This is a genomic window from Polycladomyces zharkentensis (genome assembly GCF_016938855.1).
In the GTDB taxonomy this organism is placed as follows: domain Bacteria; phylum Bacillota; class Bacilli; order Thermoactinomycetales; family JIR-001; genus Polycladomyces; species Polycladomyces zharkentensis.
On sequence record NZ_JAFHAP010000013.1, the window covers coordinates 80,583 to 97,216 of the forward strand.

Annotated in this window: 15 protein-coding genes and 1 riboswitch; of the genes, 10 read left to right on the plus strand and 5 right to left on the minus strand. The window is 51.1% G+C overall.

Annotated features, from left to right (window positions below):
- Nucleotides 1-88: 88 nt before the first annotated feature.
- Nucleotides 89-1,198, plus strand: a complete 1,110-nt coding sequence (locus JQC72_RS13710) for an aminotransferase class I/II-fold pyridoxal phosphate-dependent enzyme (RefSeq protein ID WP_335342475.1) — start codon at nt 89-91, stop codon at nt 1,196-1,198.
- Between the two features lie 58 nt (nt 1,199-1,256).
- Here the strand turns inward: JQC72_RS13710 and JQC72_RS13715 are convergent, their stop codons facing one another.
- A complete protein-coding gene (locus tag JQC72_RS13715; protein WP_205496603.1) occupies nt 1,257-1,697 on the minus strand; it encodes a BrxA/BrxB family bacilliredoxin in 441 nt (146 codons plus the stop codon).
- A gap of 623 nt (nt 1,698-2,320) precedes the next feature.
- Between JQC72_RS13715 and JQC72_RS13720 the strand changes: the two genes are divergently transcribed.
- Nucleotides 2,321-3,073 (plus strand): arylamine N-acetyltransferase family protein, encoded by a 753-nt coding sequence (locus JQC72_RS13720; protein WP_205496604.1) that lies wholly within the window; start codon nt 2,321-2,323, stop codon nt 3,071-3,073.
- A gap of 123 nt (nt 3,074-3,196) precedes the next feature.
- Here JQC72_RS13720 and JQC72_RS13725 read toward each other — a convergent pair whose 3' ends face one another.
- Entirely contained in the window at nt 3,197-3,928 is a 732-nt protein-coding gene (locus tag JQC72_RS13725) for an IclR family transcriptional regulator (protein ID WP_205496681.1), read from the minus strand.
- Nucleotides 3,929-4,157: 229 nt separating this feature from the next.
- Between JQC72_RS13725 and acnA the strand changes: the two genes are divergently transcribed.
- A complete protein-coding gene (acnA, locus tag JQC72_RS13730) occupies nt 4,158-6,878 on the plus strand; it encodes an aconitate hydratase AcnA (RefSeq protein ID WP_205496605.1) in 2,721 nt (906 codons plus the stop codon).
- Nucleotides 6,879-7,068: 190 nt separating this feature from the next.
- Here the strand turns inward: acnA and lepB are convergent, their stop codons facing one another.
- Nucleotides 7,069-7,551, minus strand: coding sequence for a signal peptidase I (lepB, locus tag JQC72_RS13735; RefSeq protein WP_302104866.1), 483 nt, complete (start codon nt 7,549-7,551; stop codon nt 7,069-7,071).
- Between the two features lie 125 nt (nt 7,552-7,676).
- Here lepB and JQC72_RS13740 point away from each other — a divergent pair, with 125 nt between their 5' ends.
- From JQC72_RS13740 to JQC72_RS13760, 5 genes are all read left to right on the plus strand, one after another.
- Nucleotides 7,677-8,324 carry a Yip1 family protein gene (locus JQC72_RS13740; protein ID WP_302104879.1) on the plus strand — a complete coding sequence of 216 codons (648 nt, stop codon included), beginning with the start codon at nt 7,677-7,679 and terminating at the stop codon, nt 8,322-8,324.
- A 13-nt stretch (nt 8,325-8,337) separates the two neighbouring features.
- Complete coding sequence (locus tag JQC72_RS13745; protein WP_205496608.1) at nt 8,338-9,891, plus strand: DUF4244 domain-containing protein; 1,554 nt, start codon at nt 8,338-8,340, stop codon at nt 9,889-9,891.
- A gap of 18 nt (nt 9,892-9,909) precedes the next feature.
- Nucleotides 9,910-10,341 (plus strand): hypothetical protein, encoded by a 432-nt coding sequence (locus tag JQC72_RS13750; RefSeq protein ID WP_205496609.1) that lies wholly within the window; start codon nt 9,910-9,912, stop codon nt 10,339-10,341.
- A gap of 191 nt (nt 10,342-10,532) precedes the next feature.
- Nucleotides 10,533-10,697, plus strand: coding sequence for a hypothetical protein (locus tag JQC72_RS13755; RefSeq protein ID WP_205496610.1), 165 nt, complete (start codon nt 10,533-10,535; stop codon nt 10,695-10,697).
- A gap of 11 nt (nt 10,698-10,708) precedes the next feature.
- A complete protein-coding gene (locus JQC72_RS13760; RefSeq protein ID WP_205496611.1) occupies nt 10,709-11,188 on the plus strand; it encodes a hypothetical protein in 480 nt (159 codons plus the stop codon).
- A gap of 445 nt (nt 11,189-11,633) precedes the next feature.
- Here the strand turns inward: JQC72_RS13760 and JQC72_RS13765 are convergent, their stop codons facing one another.
- On the minus strand, nt 11,634-12,458 hold the full coding sequence (locus JQC72_RS13765; protein ID WP_205496612.1) for an ABC transporter ATP-binding protein: 825 nt from the start codon (nt 12,456-12,458) through the stop codon (nt 11,634-11,636).
- 212 nt (nt 12,459-12,670) lie between these two features.
- Nucleotides 12,671-13,993 (minus strand): MDR family MFS transporter, encoded by a 1,323-nt coding sequence (locus JQC72_RS13770; RefSeq protein ID WP_335342476.1) that lies wholly within the window; start codon nt 13,991-13,993, stop codon nt 12,671-12,673.
- A gap of 165 nt (nt 13,994-14,158) precedes the next feature.
- On the opposite strand from JQC72_RS13770, the gene JQC72_RS13775 reads away from it, so the two are divergent.
- Nucleotides 14,159-14,416 carry a hypothetical protein gene (locus JQC72_RS13775; protein WP_205496614.1) on the plus strand — a complete coding sequence of 86 codons (258 nt, stop codon included), beginning with the start codon at nt 14,159-14,161 and terminating at the stop codon, nt 14,414-14,416.
- Between the two features lie 51 nt (nt 14,417-14,467).
- A riboswitch (TPP riboswitch) is annotated at nt 14,468-14,578 on the plus strand.
- Nucleotides 14,579-14,717: 139 nt separating this feature from the next.
- Entirely contained in the window at nt 14,718-16,469 is a 1,752-nt protein-coding gene (gene thiC / locus JQC72_RS13780; protein WP_419179874.1) for a phosphomethylpyrimidine synthase ThiC, read from the plus strand.
- Nucleotides 16,470-16,634: the final 165 nt, after the last annotated feature.

The window sequence follows — 16,634 nt, forward strand, 5'->3', positions numbered from 1 at the left end:
GAACATTCCCCTTGTTTTTGTGCTCAAACGTGTTAACATAGTGGGAAATCGCATATTCATCCGATTCTTTTAACGGGAGATGTCGAGAGTGAGGAAACGCGTGCATCCACCTTTTACCCAACTGATCAAACAATTGCCGGCCACTGTGCCGTTCGTTCCGCCCGAAGCGCTGGAGCGGCAAACGGGGCAACCCATTCGGTTGCGCCTCGGTGCCAACGAGAGCGACTTCGGTGTCTCCCCTTTGGCACAGGAAGCGATGCGTCAAGCCCTGGAGGAGGTATCCTGGTACGGGGATTCGGAAAACGATGCGCTTCGCACGGCGTTGGCACACATTCACGGCGTCCGCAAAGAAGAGATCGTGATCGGCTCAGGCATAGACGATCTGCTGGAACTCGCGGTGCGCACCTTTGTCGAGCCGGGTGTTCCGGTCGTCACCTCGTTGGGTTCCTATCCTACTTTTCAATTTCATGTAACCGGATTCGGTGGACAGCTTCATTTTGTACCCTATCGTGATTGGAAAAACGATTTGGATGCTTTGGTGGAGAAAGCCCGCAAAGTGAATGCCCGACTGCTGTACCTGGCCAACCCGGACAATCCGACAGGCACTTGGCATTCAGCCGACGATGTAGCTCGCCTCATCGATGCACTGCCTCCAGGGTGCATGCTGATCTTGGACGAAGCCTATATCGAATTCGCACCGCCTTCCGCTCACCTGCCCATACAGGGTGATCACCCGCAAGTGATCCGGATGCGCACCTTCTCCAAAGCGTACGGCATGGCGGGAGCGCGAATCGGTTATGCCATTGCATGCGAAGAAACCATTTCCGCCTTTGACAAAGTCCGCCTGCATTTCGGCGTCAACCGTATCGCACAAGCCGGTGCCTTGGCGTCGCTCCAAGATCCCGACTTCGTCCGCGACGTTGTCAAAGAAGTCAACACAGGGAAAAAGGAGTACGAAGCGATGGCGGATGAGCTGGGTTGGCGCGCCATTCCTTCCGCCACCAACTTCGTTGCCATCGACGTGGACGACGCGGAACGCGCACGGCGCATCGTGGATGATTTGCTCAAAATGGGTGTATTTATCCGCACGCCGGGTGTTGCCCCGCTGAATCGCCTGATCCGTATCACCGTAGGCAAGGAAGAACATCGGAAACAATTGTCGGAAGCGCTCAAAATTGTGGCCGACCAGGTTCGCTGACCGGCAATGACAACAGCCCCGCAAGGAATCTTGCGGGGCTTGGCGTGTGCGGAACTGATCAACAATACTTGTCAAAAGCGGCTTTGAGACTGGCGGCGATTTCTTCGAGACTCCGGTTTTCGATCTGTTCCCGCGGAATCATGTGAACGATTTTGCCATCCTTCAAAATCGCGAACGACGGGGAAGACGGCGGATAATCACCGAAATACTCCCGTGCCTTGGCGGTTGCTTCCCGATCCTGACCGGCAAACACGGTATACAGGTGATCCGGCGTTTTTTCGTGCTTCAACGCTTCGGCCACCGCAGGGCGCGCCAGTCCGGCCGCACATCCGCATACCGAGTTGACGACGATCAGGGTGGTGCCTTTTTGGGCTTCTCCTTCCAATGCCTCCACCACTTCTTCCGGCGTCCGCAATTCCCGAATACCGAGACGGGTTAACTCATCCCGCATCGGCTGGACCATCATTTGCAGTTGTTGGAAATAAAAATCCTGGGCCATTCTCCATCCCTCCTCATGGTTATTGTATCCCATCTTCTCTCCCAACGTCCGTGACTTGCTCCACACGGCGGAAGCACCGGAGGACTCCCTTTGATCGCCGTGGGCTTCTCGCTTTATCCGGTGTGGCAGCCACATCCATCCATGATGGTTTCGTCCAAGCCCGGGGGATTTGCGTTTTACGCGTTTTTGCTTGCATAGCAGTTTTCAGTGTTTGGTACTTCCAAATTCGATTGTACCAAAATTCCGCCGGACTTGCGAAAAGGCTTGCGAAAAGGCCCAAGCCCTACTGCATCCGATGCTTGCTTTCATCCCTACCCTGAAGGGTTGGGTTTTCCCGCTCGCTCTTGATAAATGGGACCAGCCACGTTTTCCCGGTACATATATGTGGTATAACGGAATTGAATCCCGCTGACAAAGTTTGGTTGAACCTACACGTGATTTTGGGGGCACCGTTGTCCCTCTCGCTGTTTGGGCAAGCTGAAGGTCGCTCGTCGGAACGGCCTGCCTCTGCCCGGGGAGCGAATCCAAATTCATGTCGGATGGAGGAGCTTCAGACGGAGATTCAAAGTCCGTGTCCGTTGTCGCCTATCTGGGAATGAATCCATGAAAAAGGGGAAGAAAACATGAACGTACAATCATACCTCTCGCGGATCGGCATCACGGAGGCGAGTCAGCCCGACCTTGCCTTTCTGCGTCACCTGCAAAATCGCCATTTGCTCAGCATTCCGTTCGAAAATCTGGATGTCTCCCTGGGACGGCCGATTCGTCTGATCCTGCCTGACTTGTACGACAAAGTGGTGAATCGGAAGAGGGGCGGCTTTTGTTACGAATTGAACGCACTGTTTGATTGGCTTCTCCGTGAGTGCGGATTTTCGACATCACTGATTTCCGCCCGGATTCGCAAACCGGATGGACGTTTTAACCCGGAGTTCGACCATTTGGCTCTGCTCGTTCACTTGGACCAACCTTATCTGGTGGATGTGGGATTCGGGGACAGCTGCAGAGAACCGTTGCCGTTGGACGGTACGGAAGTGAAAGACATCAGCGGCAAGTACAGAGTGATCGCCACCGGGGAAACACCGGACGGATATGCTTTGCAAAAAGAAAAGAACGGCCATTGGTTGACCGAATATCTGTTTACGACCATCCCGCGCGAGTTGCACCAGTTTGCTTCGATGTGTGAATACCACCAAACTTCGCCGGAATCGACGTTTACTCAAAAAACGGTGTGCACGATCGCCACGGTAACCGGTCGAATCACGCTCACACGTGAACATTTGACCGTTACAAAAAATGGTCATCAACAAAAAGTCCCCATTGTATCCGAGCAACAATTTCATGATCAACTTCGACGGTATTTTGACATCCACCTGTGACAAGGAAAGGGACGGTTTCCGGTTTTTTGCCGTCATTTGGCAAAAACGACATTGGTCGCAACCGGAAAATCCGTCCCTGGTCTTTTTATCTCCATCGAATGATGTTTTTATACACTCACCGGATCATTTCCGCAACATGTTACCCATCCGTTTCGCCGCAGTCGTGATCAGCGGAGCGAACTGCTTCATGCGATCCGGCGTCCATCGTCCCACCGGACCCGATACGGCCAATGCCGCGACAATCCGTCCCTCCCGGTTGAAGACCGGCACGGCGATGGCCGATGTACCGGCCTCCCGCTCCTCGATGCTGATCGCATAACCCGTCTCCCGAATCTCCTCCAACTGTTTTTGATACCGCTCCCGGTCCACTGTCGACGGCCAATGGGGATCAGTCAACACTTCCCTCTGTACGAGCGGGTCGGCATAAGCGACCAATACCTTGCTGGAAGCGCCAACCGACAGCGGCATGCGGGCACCGACCGGTGCCACCCGGCGAATGGTCTGCTTGCTCTCCACCGCTTGTACACGAATGCGTTCCAACCCGTCTCTTATGTACAAACTGACCGTTTCATCCACCTGATCACGTAACCGCTCCATTTCAGGCAAAAATAATACCGCGGGATCATCCGAGTGATCCATGTTGGCCGCCAGTTCCCACACGCGAAACCCCAGCTTGTATTTTTCCGTATCGGGATTACGGGTCACAAAGCCCTTGCTCTCCAACGTGGCCAACAGACGGAATACCGTACTTTTGTTGATCGAGGTGCGATGGGCAATCTCGGTCAGCCCCAGCTCCGGCTGATCCACAAAACACAACAGAATATCCAGGGCACGTTCCGCCGCCCGCACCGTCATTTTTTTATCCTCCGCCAAGGGCAAGCCCTCCGTGTTTCACGGTTTGAAAACGATTTTCCTTTTATTATACGTCGGAACCGATCACAAGAAAAGGGCGATGTGAGAAGCGGTTAAGGGGTATACAATTCCGAAGCTCCATAGTATAATGATATCGAAAAAAGAAACTTGGTTTCATCAGATGAAACATACCGTTTTCTTTTTGCACATTTCATCAAAGGAGGGACTCAACATGCCCAACGACGTGTTTGGCGTGCGTTCCCAGCTGGAATCGGGCGGTAAAACGTACACATACTACCGCCTGCAAGGGCTGGAGGAACAAGGGCTGGGCAAGGTTTCCCGCCTGCCATTCTCCATCAAGGTGTTGTTGGAAGCGGCTGTTCGTCAGTGTGACGGAAAAGCCGTGACGGAAGAGCACGTGAAACAATTGGCCCGGTGGGCGGAAGAACGTTCGGACAAAGAGGTGGCTTTTAAACCGGCCCGGATCGTGTTGCAGGACTTTACCGGCGTACCGGCCGTCGTAGACTTGGCCGCGCTTCGTTCCGCGATGAAACGGGTGGGCGGAGATCCGTCCCGCATCAATCCCTTGATCCCGGTGGATCTCGTGATCGACCACTCCGTCATGGTGGACAAATACGGCACAGAAGATGCCCTGGAATACAACATGAACGTGGAATTTGAACGGAACGAGGAACGCTACCGCCTGCTCCGCTGGGCGCAAGAAGCGTTTGACAACTTCCGCGCGGTTCCGCCGGCGACCGGGATTGTGCACCAAGTCAACCTGGAATACCTGGCAACGGTGGTGGCCACCCGCGAAGTGGACGGCCGTACCGAAGTGTTCCCCGATTCGCTTGTCGGTACCGACTCCCACACCACGATGATCAACGGTTTGGGTGTGGTCGGCTGGGGTGTTGGCGGCATCGAGGCGGAAGCGGGCATGTTGGGTCAACCGCTGTACTTTGTGACGCCCGAGGTGGTCGGCTTTAAGCTGACCGGCAAATTGCCCGACGGAGCCACTGCCACCGACCTGGCCTTGACGGTCACCGAAATGTTGCGGAAAAAAGGCGTCGTCGGCAAATTCGTGGAGTTCTACGGACCGGGTCTGTCCAACATCAGCCTGGCTGACCGGGCGACCGTGGCCAACATGGCGCCGGAATACGGAGCGACGATGGGCTTCTTCCCGGTGGACGAAGAGTCGCTTAACTACCTGCGCAATACCGGTCGCGACGAAAAACTGGTCCAACTGGTGGAAGACTACTGCAAAGCGCAAGGCCTGTTCCGCACCGACGATACGCCGGACCCGATCTTCAGCGACACCATCGAGCTGGATCTGTCCACGGTGGTTCCCAGCTTGGCCGGTCCGAAACGCCCGCAAGACCGGATCGAATTGAAAAACATGAAAAAAGCCTGGAACGACACCTTGCGCAAACCGGTGGAAGAGCGCGGCTTCGGCCTGTCCGAGGAGGAAATCGACAAAAAAGCGGAAGTGACGGCGGACGGCGAATCCTTCACGTTGAAAAACGGTTCCGTTGTGATCGCCGCCATCACCAGCTGTACCAACACCTCCAACCCGTCGGTGATGCTGGGAGCCGGCTTGGTGGCGAAAAAAGCGGTGGAAAAAGGCCTGAAAGTGCCGGCCTATGTCAAAACCAGCCTGACGCCCGGTTCCAAGGTCGTCACCGACTACCTGAAAGAAGCCGGTCTGATCGAACCGTTGGCCCAACTCGGCTTTACCGTCGCCGGTTACGGATGCGCCACCTGTATCGGAAACAGCGGTCCGCTGCCGGAAGCAGTGGCCAAAGCGATTGAGGAAAACGACCTGACCGTCGCTTCGGTCCTGAGCGGCAACCGGAACTTCGAGGGGCGGATTCACCCGCTGGTGAAAGCCAACTATCTCGCATCGCCGCCGCTGGTCATCGTTTACGCGCTTGCCGGTACGGTGGACATCGATCTGTTGAACGAACCGATCGGTTACGGCCACGACAACCAACCGGTCTACCTGAAAGACATCTGGCCGAGCGCGCAGGAAGTCCGCGACGTGATGAACCAGGCGATGAATCCGGAACAGTTCAAGAAGCAATACAGCCGCGTCTTCGACGCCAACGAGCGGTGGAACAATCTGCCGACGCCCAAAGGCGAACTGTACGATTGGGATCCCAAGTCCACGTACATTCAGGAACCGCCGTTCTTCGTCAACCTGTCCCCGGATGTGGAGCCGATCGAGGAAATCCGCGGTGCACGCGCGTTGGCCGTCTTGGGCGACTCGGTCACGACCGACCACATCTCTCCGGCCGGTGCGATCGCCCCGGACAGCCCGGCGGGCAAATACCTGCGTGAACACGGTGTGGAGCCGAAAGACTTCAACTCGTACGGTTCCCGTCGCGGCAACGACCGCGTTATGACCCGCGGCACCTTTGCCAACATCCGTATCCGCAACCTGATGGTCCCGGGGACGGAAGGCGGCGTCACCAAGTTCCTGCCGACCGGTGAAGTGATGCCGATTTACGACGCGGCCATGAAGTACAAGGAGCAAAACACGCCGCTGGTGGTTCTGGCCGGCAAGGAGTACGGTACGGGAAGCTCCCGCGACTGGGCAGCCAAAGGCACCAACCTGCTCGGTGTGAAAGCCGTTATCGCGGAAAGCTTCGAACGGATCCACCGGAGCAACTTGGTCGGTATGGGTGTGCTGCCGCTCCAATTCGTCGAGGGTCAAAACGCCAAAACGCTGAACCTGACCGGCGAAGAAACCTTCGACATCATCGGGTTGAGCGACGACATGCAACCCAACCAAACGCTGAAAGTACGCGCCACCAAAGCGGACGGAACCACGGTCGAATTCGACGTGATCTCCCGTTTGGACAGCGTGGTGGACATCGAATACTACCGCAACGGTGGTATTCTGCAAACGGTGTTGCGTCAAATCCTGAACAACACCAAAGAAGTGAACGCCTGATTTCCCATTTCCCTGAACCCCGTTTTTGCGTGGTACTGCCCGGTACCACGCTTTTTTTCGGGCTTGTTGAAACGCCGATTTTCAATTTCAATATCGTGTGAATATTCCTTTTCCATGCGGCTTGCATCGCTATCAACCGCACAACCAAAGCCTGCCCTGTGTGAGCAGGCTTTGGTCTTCACTATATTGATCAATAATCCACCAACTTCCCCTTAATACTCGACATGGGGACGGCACCGATTTCCCGGCTGTCATAACTGGATGCCCGATCATCCCCCAATACGAAAATGTGATGATGGGGTACGCGATAGGGGCCGAAGTCCTCAACCGATTGTTTCCCCGAGAGATAAGGTTCCTTTAATTTCTTGCCGTTGATATACACTTGGTTGTTCCTGATTTCCACCACATCATTGGGAAGACCGATCACCCGCTTGATATAGTCCAAGTTTTCTTTGTCGTAATGGAAGACGATCAAGTCTCCCCTCTGAGGAAAGTATGTTCCCTTTTTCACCACTACAAATTCTCCATCTTTCACCGCGGGAGACATGCTCTCCCCAAACGTCTTGTACAGGGTATATTCACTGAAAAACATTGACATGAGCAAGATGATGATCCCCACACAACCAGTGCCAACCAAAAGCCATTGCTTCCATGACCATTTTGTAAAATTCATAGTTAAATGTCTACCTCTCCCATATTTTTGATGAAAAACAATCAATTTCTCCCCGGTAGAGGATGTAAAAATCAACTATAATATAAAATATACTTTATTATTTTATTGATATTATATATTATATGATGAGAACCATATATGTCAAAATCGTAAGACAGGAGGTTGTGACATTGGAATCCATCCGGAATCTTTGGTTTATTTTATTTCATCCCAGAGATACCGTCCAAAGGTGGGTGGAAGAACCCAGCTCGAAGCGTCTGTGGCTGTTGGTGATACTGGCGGGAATCTGCATGAACCTTGATCGGGCTGCCAATACCAATGCCGGAGACAAATACAGTTTATCTTCCATTGTGTTGGGATCACTGATCTTGGGATTGATACTGGGGATCATCGGTTGGTTGGTGTTCAGCGGACTGACCTATTGGGCAGCACGTTGGTATGGAGGCCACGCATCATGGAAAGAGACGAGATTGGCCTATGCTTGGGGAACCATCCCTTACTCGGTCAAACTGATCTTTTGGGTACCGCAACTGTTGATATTCGGAAAAGAGATGTTTACGGAATGGACTCCGTCAGTGAATGAGAGCGTCCTTTTTGCCACTTTGATGTTCATCTTTGCTGTGATTGAGATCGTGCTTACCATATGGTCCTTTGTGTTTCTCTCCCAATGTATTGCTGAGGTCAACGGGTTTTCGGCGTGGAAGGGACTTGCCTCGGTGATCACGATTCCGCTTATTCTCTTTGTTCTGTTGCTTTTCATCCTACTACTGTAATGGGAGAGGTACCATGATCCATCAAATACATAGTCTGTGGAAGAGATGGAGGACGTTCGTCCGTGATCGCAGGGGCGGCTCCACCATTGAGTATGTGATGATCCTGGCTGCCGCCCTTGCGTTGTCGTTGGTTTTGTATGGTGTTTTGACCAGCGGATATACCAAAGGCATCATCACGTCCAAAGTGGCCAGTATATTAAATGGAACAGATACGGGTATAGCTCCTTCGGGCGGCGGCGGGGGAGAACCAGGCAATCATGGTCAACCACCAAAGCCGAAACCACCATCCTCACACCAACCACCGAAGAAACAACCGCCAAAGAAGGAAGAGAGCGGTTGGGACAAGTTTAAAAGAAGCCTCGTAGAAGAATACAACAAGGACAAACAAATCGTTGAGGAAAAGATAGAAGGGCTCAAGCAAGGTTTACAGAATTTAATCCATGATCCGATCGGGTCCGCAAAGAAGCTGGCCAAAGGAACGGTTGATTACGTCAAAGATAACGTTCACCAGCTCACTCATGATCCGTTGGGTTGGGTATATGAAGCCTCTGGTGCAAAAGATCTGAAGACAGCCTGGGATGGCGTTGATCCCGATACCGGGGAAAAGCTCAGCATGGCACAACGTTTGGGCCGTGCAATCCAAGGATTCCCGGGGTTTGGGAAAGGGGCTAAATTTGGTAAAGCAGGCCTTAACGCAATCTCCGAGATTGGTTGTAACAAAGGCAAAGGTAAAGGCGGCGGAGCTGCTTGTAAGCATGCTGGGCCGACACATGATAAAAAAGATAGCTCTCTCGGTAATGGAAATTATATCGAATATAACTCGGAAAGGGACCAACATGGTTGGTTAACACCTAAAAAACCGCCAACTAAGGAACAATTGGCGAAACAAACTGAGGGGCTGTCTACATTAGCGGAGAATGAGAGAGAGAAGTTAAAGAATGAGCTAATAGAGCGTGTGGGTTTAGAAGAGGACAAGGATGCAAGGAAGAAACTAAAAGCTATGGGATATAGTAATAGTGAGATTAGGAAAATCCTTCAATTGCGTTATAAAATGATGAAATCATCCAACAACATTGCTACTGCGAAGGTAGAGATCCAAGGGGTCGATTTACATGAACTCAAAGCCTATTCTGGGAAAAATGTTCCGGGATTTGATGAAGGTTGGGTAAAAGAACAAGACAAACCCTCTTTTGAGTATGTAAAAGCTAAGGAAGGAGAGGAGAGTGTATCTTCGATTGATCGTGAGGGTGAAACAGAGGAAATAGGTCATGAGCGATATAATGATACTGAAGCAAAAATTCTGGAACTCGTTTCAGCAAAGTTGGGATATGATAACCCCGGTAAAAAAGGTGATAAGATTATTCTTTATACCGAAAGGAAAACATGTCCGGGTTGCCAAGGACAAAACAGGCAATATATTAACCCGGACGGATCTACAAGGGATGATCCTTATTACGGGGTAATAGATCAATTCAGTAAACGACATCCAAATATAGAGGTAATTGTATATGATGGAGAGGGAAGAAAGCTTGTATTGATGGGTGGAAAGCCTGTGACACAACCTTAGAGAAGAAGGGGATGTGATATGTCAGAACCAAACTATCGTCAATACCAATTTAATCTGCCTTCATGTGATTTAGATGAAGATTTTTTGGGTGATCTGGCAAAAGAGTTAGGATTACCATTTGATCCGGATGATTTCTATGATAGATGGTTACAAAGGGATCAAAACCATGCTTGGCTTATTAGGGATAAGGAGAAGGATCCAAATACCTTCATACTAATAGTATTCTATAAGGATTTCGAATTTGACGATTTAGTAATTCGATTTCGAGACGAATATACCGAGATAGTAGAAAACATTATACGAAAGATGTGGGAGAAAGGGGATATTTCTAGTTATCCTTCTGGTATAAACGGTCCTCGATTTAACAACGTAATTGATCAATCTGAAAAAGATTGGGTCCCGAGAGTCACTAAAAAATTTGGTTTAGACATCGAACCGTTATCCTTCTGAACTAAGTGGCTAATAATCCCGTCACTCTCTTAGGTGACGGGATTCCTTGTTGGTGATACCAACATAATTACAGGATTATGTACGTTTGGTCTCGGCAGGTAATCGAATTAAGATGGTTACTGAATTTATTCCTAAATGGAACAGTAGAGAATACGAAGTTGTAATAACACGCAAAGCAAGCTGATCAAAATATGAAAGGAGATGTTTCCGTCAAAGAATTTCTGCTTCTTTTTCATGAGATTCCCGAGAAGCTGATATCAGAAGATGAAGCGAAAAAGATTGCCATGGAAGTCTTGAAGGAAAAACCGGATAGTATTCCTGCTTTGCGGATATTGTGGGAAGTTCATTGGTTTTGAAGGTGATAAATATGAAGATATCCTACTATGAATATTGGGTTTTTGGAGAGGGAAGAGGAATTAATCCATTAAGTATAGAGGAAGCAGAGAAATTCCATCAGCGACAAAAACATTATGTAGCAGAAATTATTAATAATAAAAGATATGTGGTGAATGTCAATTTCAATTTTCATGGGTTTTTCTGCAGCGCCAAACTGCTCAACCAATATGGTAAGAATATTGTCCTGGCAGCCTATCAAATTCACGAAGGGAATCTGTTTTTAAGAAATGTGCAAATGTGGAAGTATGATCAAAACCAAGAACCGATTAGGTGGATTGGCTTTGTATATGAATGGGACGGTAGGTACAAAAAAGTAGTAATAGACGAGCAATATAATGAAGAAGTCACATATGGAAAAACCAATGTAGATCATCATTTTCGGGATATGATTCAGTTTGGGAAATATGAGTCCATACTGGATGGTATAGAAGGTTTCTTGGATGAGGCATAAGTGGACAAGATGAATCGTGGTGATAGAGCAGGCATGATGCCTGCTTTTGTTGTGATGAAATCGAGTTTATTGGGAGAGTGAAATAGCAGTACAGACACTTCACCATCTGTTATATGGCAAATCGGAGGCCTTGCCTTTGAATCACCGGAAAGGTCAATATGATGCAATTCATGTGTTAAACGTAAGTAAAATCGTCTGCAAAAATGAACAAAATTATTGTTTTGTAAAGAGAATCAAAAATATCCCCAAACCGCGATCCTACACAAATGAGAGATTTTAAATCAAGGGACACAATTCATGATCCTGGAATAATGGAACAAGGACAATAATAAAAACATTGGAAACCCGTCAGGGGTGACGGGTTTTTCATGTTGAGGATATTGACAAAAAAAGGTCAACAACCTCAGCCGCTTCCTTTTGAAAGGGGATCAAATTTTATGACATTTTATTGATTCATGTTGTTGCTCTTCAAATACTGAGAAAATGTTTGCATCCATTCGTACCACGCTTTTACCGTACCCTGTGGCACACCCGCGGTCAACCAGCGTTTCCGCCCATATCGCCGGCAGGACCCCCCTTCCATCAGCAACAGATCCGATGCCCATTCGGCCAGGTCCATATCCTGCGTGGCCAACAGCGTAATGCGATGTTTCGGTTGGCTCGCCAGCGCCTTCTCCAACAGGATCCTTCCCATCTCATCCAAACCGGTTTCCGGTTCGTCCAGCAACCAAATCACCGGGTCGGCCAACAGACTTTTCGCCAAAAAGAAACGCTTCAGTTCCCCCGGCTTCAATTCATGGAGCGGGACGCGACGAACGGAACCGAGTCCCCATTGTGCGATCAGTTCCATGGCCCGCCTTTTGGGATTGGGTACCCGACGTGTTTGCGCCAGATACATCAGCGAATGTTCGACCGAGATGGTCTGATCCATTTTTCGTAACGGCGGCACATAACCGATGCACTGTTTCATCCGCGTCAACATCGGATCATCCGCCATCGCCGCACCGGATTTTGACCAGATGCAGAACGAGCCATCATCGCTGCGATACGTCACGCGCCCGTCATCCGGTACCAACTGCATGGCCGTCAGGCGCAACAATGTGCTTTTGCCCGAACCTTTGGGACCCAGAACGGCGGTAATGCCGGGCCGAACGGTCGCAGAGAAATCGAGCAAACCAATCGAAGGCGTCGGTATCCGGGATGAGAGACGACCTTTCTGCTTCGGCTTCAGACGGAATATTTTACTGACATGGGACCACTCGATCCGCAACGGAACTCCATCCTTTCGACAGCACATCTAGAGCACATCTATTCCGAATGTCGTACTTCTTCACTTGGTTTCATCATCTCTCCGTCACGTACACATTTCGACATTTTCGCCAAAAGGAATGCGGATTCCTTTTTGCCCATACGACTTTTGTAGTAACAAAATGTGAATCTCCTGTACCTATATAGACGAAAGCCCCTTCAAGGATGTTTCACCTAAATATGCAATTTTTCCTCAGTCACCAAAGAGGAAACAGCCGATTTCTCCTGTAAAAACTCACATGAGCGGCTTTGGTAAACACGCATCCCCATCCAATAAAAATACATCGCGCAGATCACCACCAACCCGATCACGGCAAACCCCCAGTGTCCGCCCAACTGATGGATCAGCCAACCGCCCAGGGACGGCCCCATAAACCAGCCCAATCCCTGAAAACCGTTGGCACCGAAGTACGTCCCCCGCAAATGATTGGGCGCCAGCCGATCAATGAACAAGCTGTTGGTGGGAAAGATCAGGATTTCCCCCACGGTCAGTATCACCATGCCGATGACAAACCAGCCCCAATGTTGCCCGACAGCGAAGCAGCCCATTCCGGCAGCGAACAGGATCGTACCGATCAGCAGACTTTGCAGGATGGGGCGTTTCTCGGTCCATCGGGTCAAGATCATCTGTAAAATAACGACCAACCCGGCGTTGATCGCCAACAGCATGGAAAACAACAGTTCTCCGTTCATCACGTTTTGTTTCAGGTACAACGGAAGCGTCGTATCGATTTGGGCATATCCGATATTGGCCAAGATCGCCCCGGCCAAAAAGAACCTCAACGCCGCATCGTTTCGCACCACCTGAAATGCAGCCCGCATCCCGACACGTTCACGATCTGCTTGCGTGACACGGGACGCCAAATCGTGACGGTAACGGTTCAACATCAGCAACAGGAGCCACGCGTAAACGAAGTAGACGGTTCCCGTGATCAGAAACGCCGTCTTTCCGGCCAGAATTCCTGTCACTGCACCGATCAGCGGACCGATGACGGCCCCCACGTTGATCGCCAGATAACGGAAGCCAAATACCCGAATTCGCCGTTCCGGAGGAGTGATATCCGCCATCAATGCTTGTGAAGTCGGCTCAAAGAAGGAACGGCACACACCGTTCAGCAGGTTGAGCAACATGAAAAAAAACATTTGTTCGGCGACTGCAAACCCGATATACACCCCTGCCCACAGGAACATGGCCGCAACCATCACCGTGCGCCTGCCGAACTGATCCGATAGATTCCCGCCGACAAAGCCGCAAATCGTACCCGCCAAGGGTCCCAAACCCACCGTCAACCCGGCCAGTACCGGATCCATCTTCGTATGTTGCGCGAGATAAATCGTCAAAAAAGGCAGGCTCATAAACATAGCCGCCCGCGAAAATACCGTTCCTCCCACCAAGAGCCACACCAAGGGATGATATTGTCTCCATGCCCTCCCCCAACACCCCATATCCATCCCTCTTTCTTTCTCATTGAACTTGAACTTCCATCCGCACCACATTTCTCCGCTGCCAAAAATTATACCCGATGAGTTTGAATTCGGGAATCCCTGCTCGATTTCGTTTCAACCGTCTTTTCGATTTTGGGAAAATCATTTTTTCTGTGGCAGGCAATCCCATCATCTGCAAAGAATAGGATATAGGAGCTCATAGAGGGAGTGCTATGGATGTTCGCACCGCTTGTCTTGTGCGTCTATTTTTTGATCGGCTATACTTATTGGCGAAAGATGGAGGACGGAATCAGTAAGTGGATGGCTACCGGGGATGAGGAGACCGAATCCCTTGCCGCAGAGTATCAACAAATTGTCGACTTGGTAGGCGAGAACAAGGCGTATTTTCTCTTTTCGTTTGTCGTGACCGTCTTTTGGCTGCCGTTCGAAATCACCATGCTCTTCAGAAGATGGATACGATTGGAACAAGATTGACTTCCACATTGACCTGACAGGTTTCCTGTGTTAACTTCAAGATAGGCAACTGCATATCAACGGGAGCTTGGAGGAGCCAGGCTGAGAGGGCGGGGAACTCTACCGCCGACCGTTTAACCTGATCTGGGTAATGCCAGCGTAGGGAACTGCATTCGATCCTTTGTTTCGAGGGGAGAGGACTGTACGTTGGCGTATGGTCCTTTTTTCATACCTGTACGCGACGGAATCGGATGCACCTGAACCTGGGGACAGCTTGTGTTGATGTGTGGGTTGCAAAAACCAACATCACAGGAGGTTCATGATGTCGGAAACTTTTACGTTCCCCAACAGCAGAAAGGTGTACATCCAAGGTTCTCGCCCGGACATTCGCGTCCCCATGCGGGAAATCACACTTTCTCCCACGACGGGGCGGAACGGTGAAGAGATACCGAACGAACCGATTCGCGTCTATGACACGAGCGGTCCATACACTGACCCGAATGTGGAAACCGATATTCGCAAAGGGCTTCCTCCCTTGCGTCGTCCCTGGATTTTGGAGCGGGGCGACGTGGAGGAGTATGAAGGCCGGGAAGTGAAACCCGTGGACGACGGCTATCGCTCCAAAGACCCGCTGGAAAACGAGGATTTGAAACGATTGAAACGTCGTCCGCTCCGGGCAAAAAAAGGAAAAATCGTCACACAGCGGCATTATGCCAGGAAAGGCATCATCACCCCCGAGATGGAATTCATCGCGTTGCGGGAAAATGTGGACCCTGAGTTCGTCCGGCAGGAAGTGGCGGCAGGTCGGGCGATCATTCCCGCCAACATCAACCATCCCGAGTCCGAGCCGATGATCATCGGGAAAAATTTTCATGTGAAGGTGAATGCCAACATCGGGAATTCGGCCGTCACTTCTTCGATCGAAGAAGAAGTGGAAAAAATGCGGTGGGCCACCCATTGGGGCGCTGATACGCTGATGGATTTGTCCACCGGGAAAAACATCCATACCACCCGTGAATGGATCATCCGCAACTGCCCGGTCCCGGTCGGAACCGTGCCGATTTATCAAGCGCTGGAAAAGGTGAACGGCAAACCCGAAGATCTCACGTGGGAGGTCTATCGTGACACCCTGATCGAACAGGCGGAACAAGGGGTGGACTACTTCACCATTCACGCCGGGGTGCTGTTGCGTTATATCCCGCTGACCGCCAACCGCGTCACCGGGATCGTCTCCCGCGGAGGATCGATCATGGCGGCTTGGTGTCTCGCCCATCACGAAGAAAACTTCCTGTACACACATTTCCGTGAGATTTGCGAGATTCTGGCCGCGTACGACATCTCCGTCTCGCTCGGCGATGGTTTGCGCCCGGGATCGATCGCGGACGCCAACGATGAAGCGCAGTTCGCCGAACTGAAAACCCTGGGCGAACTCACCAAGATCGCTTGGGAATACGACGTGCAGGTGATGATCGAGGGCCCCGGCCATGTGCCGATGCACAAAATCAAGGAGAACGTCGACCTGCAGCAAAAAATCTGCCATGAGGCTCCGTTCTACACACTGGGGCCGCTGACCACCGATATCGCACCGGGATACGACCACATCACCTCGGCAATCGGCGCAGCGATGATCGGTTGGTTCGGCACGGCGATGTTGTGCTACGTCACGCCGAAAGAGCACTTGGGCCTGCCCAACAAAGACGACGTGAAAGAAGGCGTGATCGCCTACAAAATCGCCGCACACGCCGCCGATCTGGCCAAAGGGCATCCCGGCGCGCAGAAACGGGATGACGCCTTGTCCAAAGCGCGTTTCGAGTTCCGCTGGATGGACCAGTTCAACCTCTCGCTCGATCCGGAACGGGCCATGGCCTTCCACGACGAGACTCTCCCGGCGGAACCCGCCAAAACGGCGCACTTCTGCTCGATGTGCGGTCCCAAGTTCTGCAGTATGCGCATCACCCAAGACATCCGCGAATACGCGCGGGAAAAAGGGTTGGACTTGGAAACGGCTGCAGAAGAAGGTATGAAGGAAAAAGCGAAAGAGTTCCGCGAAACCGGTGCGGAAATCTATCGGTGATGAGACAGGGGCACCCCCACCACGAGTAGGTGGGGGTGTTCTGATTTATATAGTTTGATTTGCTTTACGAAGCTTCCGGTCCAACTCAATGTACAATTGAGACAATCCACATTTCCCACATCCTGCTGTGCATCATATGGTTGTTTCCCGAGGATTGAAATTGTC

Coding starts and splice junctions, on each gene's coding strand:
- JQC72_RS13775 (WP_205496614.1), top strand. CDS start 14,159: ATGTTCGCACCGCTTGTCTTGTGCGTCTATTTTTTGATCGGCTATACT.
- JQC72_RS13725 (WP_205496681.1), bottom strand. CDS start 3,928: ATGACGGTGCGGGCGGCGGAACGTGCCCTGGATATTCTGTTGTGTTTT.
- JQC72_RS13720 (WP_205496604.1), top strand. CDS start 2,321: ATGAACGTACAATCATACCTCTCGCGGATCGGCATCACGGAGGCGAGT.
- acnA (WP_205496605.1), top strand. CDS start 4,158: ATGCCCAACGACGTGTTTGGCGTGCGTTCCCAGCTGGAATCGGGCGGT.
- JQC72_RS13755 (WP_205496610.1), top strand. CDS start 10,533: ATGAAAGGAGATGTTTCCGTCAAAGAATTTCTGCTTCTTTTTCATGAG.
- thiC (WP_419179874.1), top strand. CDS start 14,718: ATGTCGGAAACTTTTACGTTCCCCAACAGCAGAAAGGTGTACATCCAA.
- JQC72_RS13740 (WP_302104879.1), top strand. CDS start 7,677: ATGAGAACCATATATGTCAAAATCGTAAGACAGGAGGTTGTGACATTG.
- lepB (WP_302104866.1), bottom strand. CDS start 7,551: ATGAATTTTACAAAATGGTCATGGAAGCAATGGCTTTTGGTTGGCACT.
- JQC72_RS13745 (WP_205496608.1), top strand. CDS start 8,338: ATGATCCATCAAATACATAGTCTGTGGAAGAGATGGAGGACGTTCGTC.
- JQC72_RS13750 (WP_205496609.1), top strand. CDS start 9,910: ATGTCAGAACCAAACTATCGTCAATACCAATTTAATCTGCCTTCATGT.
- JQC72_RS13770 (WP_335342476.1), bottom strand. CDS start 13,993: ATGTGGTGCGGATGGAAGTTCAAGTTCAATGAGAAAGAAAGAGGGATG.
- JQC72_RS13760 (WP_205496611.1), top strand. CDS start 10,709: ATGAAGATATCCTACTATGAATATTGGGTTTTTGGAGAGGGAAGAGGA.
- JQC72_RS13715 (WP_205496603.1), bottom strand. CDS start 1,697: ATGGCCCAGGATTTTTATTTCCAACAACTGCAAATGATGGTCCAGCCG.